This window comes from Amycolatopsis anabasis, from assembly GCF_009765355.1.
Classification (GTDB): Bacteria; Actinomycetota; Actinomycetes; order Mycobacteriales; family Pseudonocardiaceae; genus Amycolatopsis; species Amycolatopsis anabasis.
Genome location: NZ_VTHK01000005.1, coordinates 141,221 through 154,830 on the forward strand (window position 1 = coordinate 141,221; position 13,610 = coordinate 154,830).

Sequence of the window (13,610 nt, forward strand, 5' to 3'; positions counted from 1 at the left end):
AAGGAGCAGCAATGGCGCTGTCCGACCCTGCTTTGCGCACCGCCGGAGGTTTCGTCGCGCCCGGATTCGAATCCGTGCGCGAAGCCTTCCTCCGGAACTTCCGCGACCACGGCGAAGTGGGCGCCGCGGTCGCCGTCTACCACCGCGGCCGCCCGGTCGTCGACCTGTGGGGCGGCGACGCCGATCCCGCGTCCGGCCGCCCCTGGAACCGGGACACCACCGCGCTGTGGATGTCCAGCACCAAGGGCGCCACGGCCACCGTCGTGCACCTGATCGCCGAACGCGGGCTGCTCGACCTCGACGCGCCGGTGCGCGAGTACTGGCCGGAGTTCGGCGCCGAGGGCAAGGACGGGATCACCGCGGCCCAGGTGCTCGCGCACCGCAGCGGGGTCGCCGTGCTCGATCCGCCCTACCTCACCCTGGACGACGTGGTGGCCTGGCGGCCCCTGGCCGAGGCGCTCGCCGCGCAACGTCCGGTGTGGACACCCGGCGCCCGGCACGGGTACCACGCGCAGACCTTCGGCTACCTGCTGGACGAGATCCTGCGCCGGGTCACCGGGCGCGGTGTCGGCGAACTCTTCGCGGCCGAGGTCGCCGAACCGCTCGGCCTCGACTTCTGGCTCGGCCTGCCCGCGGACCGGGAGGACGCGGTCGCGCCGATGATCACGCACGGGCAGGGCGGCCTGCCCGCCGAGGACCCGCGGCTGGCCGCGATGGACGCGGCCCTGGCCGACCCCGGTTCGCTGCTCTTCCGTTCGGTCGCCAACCCGGTCACCGCGGCGACCTGGGACGGCGTCAACACCCGCGCGTACCACGCGGCCCCGTTGACCTCGGCCAACGCGATCGGCACCGCGCGCTCGATGGCCCGGCACTACGCGAGCCTGCTCGGCGAGGTCGACGGAATCCGGTCGCTGAAACCGGAAACCGTGGCCGAGGCGACCCGGACCCGGTCGCACGGTCCGGACGCGCTCATCCCGGCCGTGGTGAGCGGCTGGGGACTGGGCTACGCGGTCCACAGCGAGCTGCACCCGTTCCCGGCCGAGGGCTGCTTCGGGCACGGCGGCGCCGGGGGATCGCGGGCGTTCGCCGACCCCGGGCGCGAACTCGCCTTCGCCTACCTGCCCAACAACATGATCCGCGACTACGGCGACCCGCGGTCGGGTTCGCTCGTCGAGGCGGTGTACCGCGCGCTCACGTGATCGCCCTGCAAGGAAAACCCAACAGTTAGGAGCAGCAATGTCGCTGTGCTCGTCCTGCCGCGCCCTCGTCCCGCCGGACACCGGGAGGCCGCCATGCTGATGGGGCATCTGCAAACCGGGCTGAACTGCCTGAATGGAGCCGGGGAACGCGCCCCGGCCGAAGGCCACGCGATCGGGACGGCGGGGCGCCAGAACAGCGGAAAGGGAGAGGCTCTGCCAGGTCAAGCCCCGGCGGCACGAGCGCGTCCGCGCGTTCTCAAAAAGGCACTGACGGGAGCCTTCGACCGGCGCACCCTGCTGGTCTCCGCCGGTATGGCCGGCGCCACGGCCGCGTTCGTCCGCGCCGCCGGAGCGGCGCCCGGAGCGCCACCGGGATCGGTCGTGCCGAGGGGACGCGTGGAGCCCCGCTTCGACGTCGTCCGCGACGCGTTCGCGGCGAACTTCCGCGACCAGGGCGAGGTCGGCGCCGCGCTGGCCGTCTACCACCGCGGCCGCCTGGTCGTCGACCTCTGGGGCGGGGTGGCCGACGTCCCGAGCGGCCGCCCGTGGGCCGCCGACACCACGGCGCTGTGGAACTCCAGCACCAAGGGAGCCACCACCACGGTCGTGCACCTGCTGAGCGAACGCGGCCTGCTCGACGTGAACGCCCCGGTGCGCGAGTACTGGCCGGAATTCGCCGATGCCGGGAAGCAGGGCATCACGGTGGCCCAGATCCTGGCCCACCGCAGCGGGGTGGTGGTGATCGACCGCCCGCTCACCCTGGCCGACGTCGTCGCCTGGCGGCCGCTGGCCGAGGCGCTCGCCGCGCAGCGTCCGGTGTGGACGCCGAACTCCCGGCACGGCTACCACGTGCAGAACTTCGGTTACCTGCTGGACGAGATCGTCCGCCGGATCACCGGGGAGAGCATCGGCAAGCTGTTCGCCAAGGAGATCGCGGCACCGCTCGGGCTGGACTTCTGGCTCGGCCTGCCCGCCGACCAGGAACCCCGGGTCGCGCCGCTGATCGCGCCGGACCCGAAGCGGCCGGTGGACGAGCGGATCCAGGCCCTGGACAAGGCGCTCGCCGATCCGACGACGCTGGTGCACCGCGCGACGGTCAACCCGCTGCTCGGCCTGACCTGGGACGTGGTCAACACGCCCGAGTACCACGCGGCGCCGCTGACCTCGGCCAACGGGATCGGCACCGCGCGCGCGATGGCCCGGCACTACGCGAGCCTGGTCGGCGCGGTCGACGGGATCCGGCTGCTCAGCCCGCAGACGATCGCCCGGGCGGCCCTGATCAACCGGTCGTCCGGACCGGACGGAGTCATCCCGGCGGTCGGCAGCGCCTGGGGCCTCGGCTACGCGAAGCGGTCCGAACTGTTCCCGTTCCCGGCCGAAGCGTGCTTCGGGCACATGGGCTCCGGGGGATCGATGGCCTTCGCCGATCCGGTGAACCAGCTCGCGTTCGCCTACCTGCCGACCCAGTTGATCCGCACCTACGACGACCAGCGGTCGATCGCGCTCACCCAGGCCGTCTACCGCTCGATCTGACCTTCGCCGACCGGGGGCGCGGGCGGTCCCGAACGCCCGCGCCCCACCGAATCCCGGGAGCCCCCATGCGACCCCGAAGATCCTTCCTGGCCGCTTTCGCTTGCGCGGCAGCGGTTTCCGCGCTCTCGTGTGCGCCGGAGCCCACCTCCTCGGAGCCGAACGCGCCGATCCTGCTCGGCTTCCTCAACGACGAGATCGGCCGGCTCAACTTCCCCGAACTCGCCGCGGGCTCCCGGGCGGGCGTCGACTACGTCAACCGGGCCCTCGGCGGGGTCAAGGGGCGGCCGCTGCGGGTGAGCTACTGCGCCAGCGACGGTTCGCCGGAGAAATCCATCGCCTGTGCCAACCGGTTCGTCGAGGAGGGCGTGGTCGCGGTGCTGGAGGGCCTGGACACCGGGGCCGAGGCGGTGCTGCCGATCCTTGCTTCCGCCCAGCTCCCGCTGGTCGGCCACATCGCGGCCAGTCCGGGGCAGGAAACCGCGGAGAACGCCTACTTCTTCGGCGCCGCGCCCGCGGTGTACGGCGTCGCCGCCCTGAAGTACTACGCCGGACAGGGGCTGCGCAGCGCCGCGTTCGTCACCCCGGACGTGCCCGCCGCGCGCCGGTACGCGGACACCGTGCTGAAACCGGCCGCGACCAAACTCGGCATCGCCTACGAACCGATCTACTACGACGTCCAGGCGCCCAACTGGCCCACGGCGGTGGCCGCGGCGATGGCGAAGAACCCGCAGGTTTCCGGGCTCTACGTGGGCACCGACGCGACCTGCGTCAGCGTGCTCACCGCGTTCCGCTCGGCGGGCTACCCCGGACGCCTGCTCGCGGCCTCCTGCTCGGCGTTCGCGAAAGCGCTCGGCGCCGGGGCCCACGGCGTGGAGACCTATTCGGACCTGTGGAAGGTCACCGACGTGCCCGCCGCCCCACCCGCGAAACAGCGGGAGCTCGGCACCTACCTCGACGCGATGAAGGCCGCCGGGCAGGAGGCCATCGCGGGTGGCCTCGCCCAGTGGACCTTCGCCGACACCGTCAACCTGTCCCGGGTGCTGGCCACGATCAACGGCCCGATCGACGGCGTGAGCGTGAGCGCCGCGCTGCGGTCGACGAAGAACCTCGACGGTTTCCTCGGCCCGCTGCTGACCTGCGACCACACCGTCCTCAAAGGACAGTCGAGCTGCGGCCATTCCCTGCTGGTCTACCGCGTGCGGCCCGACGGTGGTCAGCAGGCGCAGACCAGGGACTTCGTGGACGTCACCGGACTGGTCGGATGAACCAGCTGCTGTTCGGCGTCACCGGGCTGTCCGCCGGGGCCGTCTACGCGGCGCTGGCGATGGCGCTCGTGGTCACCTTCCGCGGCACCGGCGGCATCAACTTCGCCCAGGGGGCGATGGCGATGTGGCCGGCGTACGTCTTCGACGAACTGCGCACGACCGGGGACTTCGTGCTGCCGCTGCCGGGCTGGATCGGCCGGTTCCACGTGGCCGACCACGTCGGCACGCCGGTGGCCTTCGTGGTGGCGGTGCTGTCCGGGAGCCTGCTCGGCGCGCTCGCGCATCTTCTTGTCTTCCGTCCACTCCGCGGCGCCCCGGTGCTCGCGCCGGTCGTCGCCTCGGTGGGGCTGCTGCTCGTCGTGCAGGAACTCGTGGTGCTCGACTTCGGCGACCTGCCCCGCGCGGTGGCCCCCGTCCTGCCGACCGGGCGGATCGCCGGGCTGCCGGTCGAGGCGCTGCTGCTGACCGGCGTGGTGATCCTGCTGGGCTTGGGCCTGCGCTGGTATTCGACGGGCACCCGGCTCGGCCTGGCGACCCGGGCCGCCGCGGAGAACGAGCGGGCCGCGGCGCTGCTGGGCTACGCGCCGGACCGGCTTTCCGCCGTCACGAGCGTCCTCGCCGCGACCGTCGCCGGGGCGGTGGCCGTCCTCGCCGCGCCGCTGACCGGGCTCAACCCCGGTCAGTTCACCTTGCTTGTGGTGCCCGCGCTGGCCTGCGCGCTGGTCGGCCGGCTCACCTCGCCCGGAATCGCGTGCGCCGCGGGGCTGGTGCTCGGCGCGTCCCAGGCCGAGGTCGGGCTGCTCACCACGCAGCCGTGGTGGCCGGACTGGCTCGCGGCCGGGGTGGTCAACGCGCTGCCGGTCCTGGTGATCGTCGTCGCGCTGACCGTACTGGGCGCCCGCCTGCCCCAGCGGGGCGCGGCGGTCTCGCGGCCGCTGCCGGAGGTGGTTCCGCCCCGCTGCCACCCGGTCGCGGTGACCCTGCTCGTCGGCGCGGGCGCGCTGTGCCTGGTGTTCACCCACGGCGGCAACCGGTTCGGGGTGCTCACCTCGATGATCATGGCCCTGCTCAGCCTGTCGTTCGTGGTGCTCACCGGGCTGGTCGGCCAGATCTCGCTCGCCCAGGTCGCGCTGGCCGGGGTCGCCGGGTTCACCCTGTCCCGGCTCGCCGACGGGCTCGGCATCCCGTTCCCGATCTCCACCCTGCTCGCCGCGGCGACGGCCACCGCGGTCGGCGTGGTGGCCGGACTGCCGGCGTTGCGGACCCGGGGCGTGCAACTCGCGGTCGTCACGCTCGCGGCGGCGGTGGCGATCGAACAGGTGGTGCTGCGCAACCCGAATCTCGTGCCGCTCGCCGGGAACCCGATCCCGCCGGTGCGCCTGTTCGGCCTGGATCTGGCCGTGCGCAAGGGAACCGAGCTGGCCCGGCTGCCGTTCGCGCTGCTCGTGCTGGCCGTGCTCGCGGTCACCGGGCTGCTGGTGGCGAACCTGATGCGCAGCGGCACCGGCCGCGCGTTGCTGGCCGTGCGCTCCAACGAGCGCGCCGCGGCGTCGGTGGGCATCGACGTGGCCACGGCGAAGCTGTTCGCGTTCGGGTTCGCGTCGTTCATCGCCGGGCTGAGCGGCGCGCTGATCGGCTACAGCCGGGGCCAGCTCTCCGCCGAGTCGTTCGGCGTCTTCGTCGGGCTTTCCGTGCTCGCGGCGGCCTATCTCGGCGGGATCACCAGCATCAGCGGCGCCCTGGTCACCGGCCTGATCGCGCCGCTGGGCATCGGATACGTGGTGCTGGACCGGTATGTCAACGGCGGCAAGTACTACGCGCTGATCGCCGGCGCCCTGCTGATCGTGGCCGCGATCGCGAACCCGAGCGGAATCGCCGGGAAAGCGCGGGAAAGTTACGCCCGGCTGCGCGGGGTGCTGAGCCGATGAGCGGGGAAGAGGCGGCACTCGCCTGCCGATCGCTGACCGTGCGCTACGGGGCGCTCGTCGCGGTGTCGGACCTTTCGCTGACCGTCCCCGCGGGCGCCGTCACCGGCCTGATCGGGCCGAACGGCGCCGGGAAGACGACCCTGCTGGACGCGCTCACCGGATTCGTCCCGGCCGAGGGCGAGATCCTGCTGCGCGGGCGGCCCCTGCACCGGGAGCCGCCGCACGTCCGGGCGCACCGGGGGCTGGTGCGCACCTGGCAGACCGTGGAGCTGTTCGGCGACCTCACCGTGCGCGAGAACCTGGAGGTCGCGGGTTTCCGGTTCTCGGCCCGGCGGGTCCTGGCCGATCTGGTCCGGCCGGGGCGTCGCGGGCGGGCCGCCGGACCGGACGCGGCGCTGGACCTGCTCGGCCTCGGTGACCTGGCGGACCGGCGGCCCGCCGAACTGTCCTACGGGCAGCGGAAACTGGTCGCGCTGGCCCGCACGCTCGCGTCGGCGCCCAGCGTGCTGCTGCTCGACGAACCCGCCGCCGGGCTCGACGGCGAGGCCGGCCGCGCGCTCGGCGAACGGCTGCGGCGCATCGCCGGAGAAGGCGTCGCGGTGGTGCTCGTGGACCACGACATGGCGCTGGTGCTCGACGTCTGCGACCAGGTCGCCGTGCTCGACTACGGCTGCCTGATCGCCGCGGGCGCGCCCGACGCGATCCGTGCCGACGACCGGGTCGTCGCCGCCTATCTGGGGGAGCCGTGATCGAGGTCAACGCGCTGTTCGCGGGCTACTCGGGAGTGGCCGTCGTCCGCGAGGTGTCCTTCACCGTGGCTTCCGGCGAAGTGCTCGCCCTGCTCGGGCCGAACGGGGCGGGCAAGACCACGACCCTGCACACCCTCGCCGGGCTGCTGCCCGCACTCGGCGGGGAGGTGGTGCTCGAGGGGCGCCGGGTCACCGGCCTCCGCCCGGACCGGCTGGCGCGCCTGGGGCTGGCCTGCGTGCCCCAGGACCGCGGCGTCTTCCACCAGCTCACCGTGCGGGAGAACCTGCGGCTGGTCCGCGGGGGCGGGGTGGCCACCGCGCTCGAGTGGTTCCCGGAACTCGAACGGCTGCTGAACCGGCGCTGCGGGTTGTGCTCCGGCGGTGAACAGCAGATGCTGGCGCTGGCCAAGGCGATCGCGATGCGGCCCCGGCTGCTGCTGATCGACGAACTCAGCCTCGGCCTGGCGCCGCTGGTGGTCCGGCGGCTGCTGCCGGTGGTCCGCCGGGTGGCCCGGGAGACCGGCGCGGCGGTCGTGCTCACCGAGCAGTACGTGCCGCTGGCGCTGGCGACCGCCGACCAGGCGCTGGTGCTGCGCCGGGGCGGGACCGCGTTGCGCGGGCCCGCCGCCGACCTGGCCGAGCGGCCGGAACTGCTGGCCGACAGCTATCTCGGCGCAGAGTGACCAGGCAACCACGAGGTGAACTTTTCGGGATCGATTCCGGGATCGGTACAGACTTGCGTCGCCCAAGGGTCTAAGCTGTGTGAATGTGAGCCGACGCGCGAAGATCGTCTGTACCCTTGGCCCCGCGACCGCGACCGAGGAAAAGGTCCGCGAACTCGTGAACGCGGGCATGGACGTCGCGAGAATGAACTTCAGCCACGGCACGCACAGCGACCACAAGCAGGTCTTCGACCTGATCCGGGCCGCTGCCGCGGAGTCCGGGCGCGCGGTCGGCATCCTCGCCGACCTGCAAGGCCCCAAGATCCGGCTGGGCACCTTCGCCGGCGGGCCGGTCGAATGGCGCACCGGCGACGTCGTGCGGATCACCGTGGAGGACGTGGCCGGCACGCACGACCGGGTGTCCACCACGTACTCCGGCCTCGCCAAGGACGCCAAGTCCGGCGACCGGCTGCTGGTCGACGACGGCAAGGTCGGCCTGGTGGTCAAGGACGTCGAGGGCTCGGACGTGGTGTGCGAGGTCACCGAGGGCGGTCCGGTCAGCAACAACAAGGGCGTCTCTTTGCCAGGCATGGACGTTTCCGTGCCCGCACTGTCCGAAAAGGACATCGAAGACCTCGAGTTCGCGCTGGAGCTGGGAGTCGACTTCATCGCGCTGTCCTTCGTGCGCTCGCCCGCCGACATCGACCTGGTGCACCAGGTGATGGACCGGGTGGGCAAGGGCCGGCTCCCGGTCGTCGCCAAACTGGAGAAGCCCGAGGCCGTCTACAACCTCGAGGCCATCGTGCTCGCGTTCGACGGCGTGATGGTCGCCCGCGGTGACCTCGGCGTGGAGCTGCCGCTGGAGCAGGTCCCGCTGGTGCAGAAGCGGGCCATCCAGATCGCCCGGGAGAACGCGAAGCCGGTCATCGTGGCGACCCAGATGCTCGACTCGATGATCAACAACTCGCGGCCGACCCGAGCCGAGGCCTCCGACGTCGCGAACGCGGTGCTGGACGGCGCGGACGCCCTCATGTTGTCCGGGGAGACCAGCGTCGGCCGGTATCCGATCGACAGCGTGCGGACCATGGGCCGGATCATCGAGGCCGTCGAGACCGATTCGCCGACCGTGCCGCCGCTGAGCCACGTCCCGCGGACCAAGCGCGGCGTGATCTCCTACGCCGCCCGGGACATCGGCGAGCGGCTGAACGCCAAGGCGCTGGTCGCCTTCACGCAGTCCGGCGACACCGTGCGCCGGCTCGCCCGCCTGCACACCCGGCTGCCGCTGCTCGCGTTCACGCCGGAGGAGAGCGTGCGCAGCCAGCTCGCGATGACCTGGGGCACCACGACCCGCCTGGTGGCCAAGGTCGGCTCGACCGACCAGATGATCCAGCAGGTGGACCACGCCATGCTGGAGATGGGCCGCTACCAGCCGGGTGACCTGGTGGTCATCGTCGCGGGCTCGCCGCCCGGCACGGTCGGCTCCACCAACCTGATCCGCGTCCACCGGCTCGGTGAAGACGACCACGCCTAGAAGTACTCGCGGTACTTCACGGCATAAGGTCACGTCATGACTGAACTGGCCAGGGACGCCGCCGACAAGCTGGACACCGTCAGCTCCGCCGGTGGCCAGCAGACGCTCGACCGGCTGGTCGCGCTGCTCGACCTGGAGAAGATCGAGGAGAACATCTTCCGCGGGGTCAGCCCGCGGCATTCGCCGGTCCGGGTGTTCGGCGGGCAGGTCGCGGGCCAGGCGCTCGTCGCGGCCGGTCGGACCGTGCCCGCGGAACGCAAGGTCCATTCCCTGCACGCGTACTTCATCCGCGGCGGCGACCCGAGCGTGCCGATCGTCTACGAGGTCGACCGGATCCGGGACGGCCGCTCGTTCACCACCCGCCGGGTGGTCGCGGTCCAGCACGGCAAGGCGATCTTCTCGCTGTCCGCCTCCTTCCAGAAGGAGGAACCGGGCATCGAGCACACGTCCGAGGAGATGCCGGACGTGCCGGCGCCGGAGTCCCTGCCGACGCTGCGCGAGCGGGTCGAGGGCTACTTCGGCGAGACCATCGCCGCGCTCCGCGACCGCCCGCGGCCGATCGACATCCGGTACGTCAACGACCCGCCCTGGGTCACCCGCGAAACCGGCGAGCGCCGCCCGCACAACCGGGTCTGGATGCGCGCTGACGGCAAGCTGCCGGATCTGCAGCTGCTGCACGTGTGCGTGCTCACCTACGCCTCGGATATGACCCTGCTGGACTCGGTGCTGGCCCGCCACGGCGTCTACTGGGATCTGGACAAGGTGCTCGGCGCGAGCCTGGACCACGCGCTGTGGTTCCACCGGCCGTTCCGGGCCGACGAATGGTTCCTCTACGACAGCGCGTCGCCGACCGCCTCCGGCGCCCGCGGCCTGGCCACCGGCCGCTTCTTCGCCCAGGACGGCACCCTCATCGCCACCGTCGTCCAAGAAGGCCTGCTGCGCGTCCTGTGAACGTCCCCCAATGCGGCGTTCGGTACCTTCAACGCCCCGAACGCCGCATTGGGTACATCCAGCGCCCCGAAAGCCACTTTGGGGGACTCCGGATCCCATACGATTCCGGGTCATGCGTGCCGCTGCACTCGTTCTGCTCCTGATCGCCGCACTGCTCAGCGTGCCCGGGGGGCGCGCCGATTCAACACAGGCCGGCAACCCGCTCGGCAAGGACCTCGACGCGATCCTCGCCGATCCGTCCCTGGCCGGTGCGGATCCCGGCCTGGTCGTCCGCAAGGCGAGCACCGGCGAGGTGCTCTACACCCGGCAAAGCGACCGCCGACGCCAGCCCGCGTCGAACGCCAAGCTGCTCAGCGGCGCCGCGGCGTTCGACGTGCTCGGACCGGACTACCGCTTCCACACCACGGTCGAGTCCACCGGGCGCCGGGCCGGTCCGCTGCTCGACGGGGATCTCTACCTGCGTGGCGGCGGCGATCCGACCGTGCTGGCCGCCGACTACGACAAGCTCGCGGCCGAGGTGGCGGCGCGCGGAGTGCGCCTGGTGCGCGGCGAACTCCGGGCCGACGACACCTTCTTCGACCAGGTCCGCCTGGGCTCCGGCTGGGCGTGGGACGACGAGCCGTTCTACTACAACGCGCAGATCTCCGCGCTGACCATCGCGCCGGACACCGACTACGACGCGGGTTCGATCATCGTGCGCGTGCGTCCCGGTGCACCGGGCGGTCCGGCGGTCGTGGAGCTGGACCCGCCGAACGACTACGTCCGCGTGGTCAACACCGCGAAGACCACCTCCGGCGGCGCCGCCGCGGTCGCGGTGGACCGGGAGCACGGGACGAACACGTTCACGGTGAGCGGCACGATCCCGGCCGGGGCGAGCCCGGTGCGGGAGTACCTGGCGGTCTGGGAACCCTCCGGCCTGGCCACCGCGATCTTCCGGGACGCGCTCGCCCGGCACGGCGTGCGGGTGCTCGGCGGCACCGGTTCCGGTGCGACACCGCCGGGAAGCGCGGTGCTCGCCCGCCGCGATTCGATGCCCGTCGGCGAGCTTGCGACCCCGTTCCTGAAACTGTCCAACAACATGCACGCCGAGGCCCTGGTGAAGGCCGCCGGTCGGCGATCAGGTGGGCAGGGAGACTGGAAGGACGGGGTGGCGGCGGTCGAGAAAGCCTTGTCTGGATTGGGAATCGACCCCAATCGTTTGTCTGTTGTGGATGGTTCTGGTCTGTCCAGAATGGACCAGGTGGCACCCGATCAGCTCGCCTCGCTGCTGCTCGCCGCGCGTTCGAAACCGTGGTTCGACCGGTTCTACGCGGCGCTGCCGGTGGCCGGGAATGCGGACCGGATGGTCGGCGGCACGCTGCGCACCCGGATGCGCGGCACCCCGGCGGAGGGCAAGGTGCACGCCAAGACCGGCTCGCTGTCCGGGGTGAGTTCGCTGTCCGGTTACGTCACCGCGGCGAACGGCGAGGAACTGGTCTTCGCCATGGTCACCAACCAGGCCCTGGGCACCCCGAAGGCCCTGGAAGACGCGGTCGCCGTCCGGTTGGCCCAGTACGCGGGCGCCGCGGACCGACCGCAACCGCGCGTCACCGCGAAACTGGCTCCGTCCGGGCGCGACGACGTGGAATGCAGCTGGCTCAAAGCCTGCTGAGGGGTTCGCCGAACACACGGAAGGGGCCGGGATCGGTCGGGGGACAATCCCGGGCCCCTCCGCGAGGAAGCTTCAGCTCGCGTAGTGCAGGTGCTGCTTCCTCTTCCGGTGGTGGCTGGTGCTCGGCGGGACGACCGGCTCGTCGCCGATGCCGAGGCGGAGCTGGACGGCCAGGTAGGCGCGGCACGGCGTGCGGCTGCGCTTGCGGAACAGCATCCGGGAGAGCCTGCTCCGGCAGGCCGGGCAGCGTCCGCGCGCGTCCGGCTCGTGTTCGGCGAGCACCGCGCGCAACGCCTCGACCAGGATCGGGATCTCGGTGAACCCCAGGTTCGCGGCGATCGTCTCGTCCGCGGTGTCAACCGATCGAGTGAGATCGTCCAGTCTGCGATGCACAGAGGCCTGCAGCGGGCCGACGATGGATTCGCGCTCGAACACGTCGTGTCCCCCTCCGCTCCTCTGCCTTCCCCAGCGAACGCCCGGTGAATCGGGCGCATACTGCGAGCGTACAACGGCATTCTGCAAATTGCAGTCCACCAACCGGGGCGCCTGTCACAGTCGCGACCGTTAAGAGCTCACGGGGTGTGTGAGCGACTGGTTAGATATGACATAACTTGGACGCGAAGCTCGACGCGGAGGTGCAGCATGACCCGAGGTCAGGGGCCTACCGTCCGGCGGCGCAGGCTTTCCGGTGAATTGCGCCGGTTGCGGGAGGCCGCCGAGCTGACCATCGACGAGGTCGGCGAGAAACTGGAATGTTCGGCGTCCAAAATCAGCCGTATCGAAACCGGTCACGTCGGTGTCACTCCGCGTGACGTCCGGGATCTGCTCGAGCTGTACGGCATCACCGGCGAAGAGCGGGAGGCCCTGGTCCAGCTCGCCCGCGAGGCCCGCAAACGCGGCTGGTGGCACGCCTACAACGATCTGTTCACCGGCGCGTTCGTCGGGCTGGAGGCGGACGCCAGCTCGCTGCGGGCGTTCCAGGCCCTGCTGGTGCCCGGGCTGCTGCAGACCGAGCGCTACATGCGCGCGGTGTTCCGCGCGATGCGGCCGGACGCCGACGACACCGAGGTCCAGCGCCGGGTGGACGCGCGGCTCGCGCGTCAGGAACTGCTCACCGACCCGTCGCCGCCGCAGTACTGGGCGGTGATGGACGAGGCGGTGCTGCACCGCATGGTCGGCGGTCCGGAGGTGATGTCCGAGCAGTTCGCCCGGATCCTCGCCATCGCCAAACTGCCCCATGTGACCATCCAGGTGGTGCCGTTCGGCGCGGGCGCCCACCCCGGGATGGAAGGCCCCTTCCTCATCCTGAGCTTCCCCGAACCGGCCGATCCGGACGTCGTCTACGTGGACAACACCCCGAGCGGCCTGTATTTGGAGATGCCCCCCGAAATCCGGCGGTATTCGATGATGTACGACCATTTGCGTGCCGCCGCGCTGCGTCCGGACGACTCGCTCGGGCTGATCGCCGAAACCGCCGCGCGGCTGCCCTTACCGGGACCGAGCAAGAACTGACTAAGGAGTGGGGAGCATGGATCGTTCCAGGCTCGAGTGGCGCAAGAGCAGCCATAGCGGAGGCGGCAACGACTGCGTCGAGATCGCCCTGACCAGCGAGGGAATGGCCGTCCGCGACTCGAAGAACCCCGAGGGCGGCCTGCTGAGGGTCTCCTCCCGGGGCTGGCGCGGGCTGCTCGGCGCCGCCGGCGCGGGCAGCCTCGACCTCGGCTGAACCAGTTCCACCGTCGACCCCTTACCCGGCCGAGCAGGGGCCAGGCCGGGTAAGGGGTCGAATCGCGTCCAAGCCTTGGGTGATCTCCCGATGCCCGGGGCACACCCTCAGGACGACTCTGAGTGTCGCACCGGAAGAGTCGAAAAGAGGGAGAAAGATCATGCGAAACGACTGGATCTTCGACGCGGTTCAGGCCGAGGTCGCCTACCGCACCGAGGAACTGCGCAAGGCCGGGCGCGGCAGCCGGGTGGTCAGCCCGAAGCGCCGGTGGAAGTTGCCCTGGTCGAGGTCGACCGAGGTACGGATACCGGAGCAGCGCCGCGGGGAGCACGAGCAGGCCACGGTCGGCACCGCCGCCGGGTAGGGGCGGTCATGCCCGGAGCGAAATCCGTGGCGGGAATGTCGGTGGGGTAGG

The 13,610-nt window shown here is 71.6% G+C and carries 13 protein-coding genes; 12 read left to right on the top strand and 1 reads right to left on the bottom strand.

What is annotated here, in order from left to right; translation table 11 throughout:
- The first annotated feature begins 11 nt into the window (after positions 1 to 11).
- The 9 genes from FXO23_RS08810 (at position 12) to dacB (ending at position 11,469) form a co-directional block, all read left to right on the top strand.
- A complete protein-coding gene (locus tag FXO23_RS08810; RefSeq protein WP_179956721.1) occupies positions 12 to 1,199 on the top strand; it encodes a serine hydrolase domain-containing protein in 1,188 nt (395 codons plus the stop codon).
- 93 nt (positions 1,200 to 1,292) lie between these two features.
- Positions 1,293 to 2,732 carry a serine hydrolase domain-containing protein gene (locus FXO23_RS08815; protein WP_158882735.1) on the top strand — a complete coding sequence of 480 codons (1,440 nt, stop codon included), beginning with the start codon at positions 1,293 to 1,295 and terminating at the stop codon, positions 2,730 to 2,732.
- Positions 2,733 to 2,797: 65 nt separating this feature from the next.
- The gene (locus FXO23_RS08820; RefSeq protein WP_158882737.1) at positions 2,798 to 3,997 is read left to right on the top strand and encodes an ABC transporter substrate-binding protein; all 1,200 of its coding nucleotides are present in this window, start codon (positions 2,798 to 2,800) and stop codon (positions 3,995 to 3,997) included.
- Positions 3,994 to 5,925, top strand: a complete 1,932-nt coding sequence (locus FXO23_RS08825) for an ABC transporter permease (RefSeq protein ID WP_158882739.1) — start codon at positions 3,994 to 3,996, stop codon at positions 5,923 to 5,925. Before FXO23_RS08820 ends, FXO23_RS08825 begins: the two co-directional genes overlap by 4 nt.
- Positions 5,922 to 6,674 carry an ABC transporter ATP-binding protein gene (locus FXO23_RS08830; protein WP_158882741.1) on the top strand — a complete coding sequence of 251 codons (753 nt, stop codon included), beginning with the start codon at positions 5,922 to 5,924 and terminating at the stop codon, positions 6,672 to 6,674. Before FXO23_RS08825 ends, FXO23_RS08830 begins: the two co-directional genes overlap by 4 nt.
- Positions 6,671 to 7,357 carry an ABC transporter ATP-binding protein gene (locus tag FXO23_RS08835; protein WP_158882743.1) on the top strand — a complete coding sequence of 229 codons (687 nt, stop codon included), beginning with the start codon at positions 6,671 to 6,673 and terminating at the stop codon, positions 7,355 to 7,357. Before FXO23_RS08830 ends, FXO23_RS08835 begins: the two co-directional genes overlap by 4 nt.
- Before the next feature lie 85 nt (positions 7,358 to 7,442).
- Complete coding sequence (pyk, locus tag FXO23_RS08840) at positions 7,443 to 8,867, top strand: pyruvate kinase (protein WP_158882745.1); 1,425 nt, start codon at positions 7,443 to 7,445, stop codon at positions 8,865 to 8,867.
- Positions 8,868 to 8,903: 36 nt separating this feature from the next.
- Entirely contained in the window at positions 8,904 to 9,818 is a 915-nt protein-coding gene (gene tesB / locus FXO23_RS08845) for an acyl-CoA thioesterase II (RefSeq protein WP_158882746.1), read from the top strand.
- Positions 9,819 to 9,930: 112 nt separating this feature from the next.
- Positions 9,931 to 11,469 carry a D-alanyl-D-alanine carboxypeptidase/D-alanyl-D-alanine endopeptidase gene (dacB, locus tag FXO23_RS08850; RefSeq protein WP_158882748.1) on the top strand — a complete coding sequence of 513 codons (1,539 nt, stop codon included), beginning with the start codon at positions 9,931 to 9,933 and terminating at the stop codon, positions 11,467 to 11,469.
- Between the two features lie 72 nt (positions 11,470 to 11,541).
- Here dacB and FXO23_RS08855 read toward each other — a convergent pair whose 3' ends face one another.
- Positions 11,542 to 11,904, bottom strand: coding sequence for a hypothetical protein (locus tag FXO23_RS08855; protein WP_158882750.1), 363 nt, complete (start codon positions 11,902 to 11,904; stop codon positions 11,542 to 11,544).
- Positions 11,905 to 12,111: 207 nt separating this feature from the next.
- Here FXO23_RS08855 and FXO23_RS08860 point away from each other — a divergent pair, with 207 nt between their 5' ends.
- The 3 genes from FXO23_RS08860 (at position 12,112) to FXO23_RS08870 (ending at position 13,559) form a co-directional block, all read left to right on the top strand.
- Complete coding sequence (locus FXO23_RS08860) at positions 12,112 to 12,981, top strand: helix-turn-helix domain-containing protein (protein WP_158882752.1); 870 nt, start codon at positions 12,112 to 12,114, stop codon at positions 12,979 to 12,981.
- Between the two features lie 16 nt (positions 12,982 to 12,997).
- Positions 12,998 to 13,195: a DUF397 domain-containing protein gene (locus tag FXO23_RS08865; protein WP_158882754.1), complete on the top strand. Its 198-nt coding sequence runs from the start codon at positions 12,998 to 13,000 to the stop codon at positions 13,193 to 13,195.
- Between the two features lie 160 nt (positions 13,196 to 13,355).
- On the top strand, positions 13,356 to 13,559 hold the full coding sequence (locus FXO23_RS08870; protein WP_158882756.1) for a hypothetical protein: 204 nt from the start codon (positions 13,356 to 13,358) through the stop codon (positions 13,557 to 13,559).
- Positions 13,560 to 13,610 lie beyond the last annotated feature (51 nt).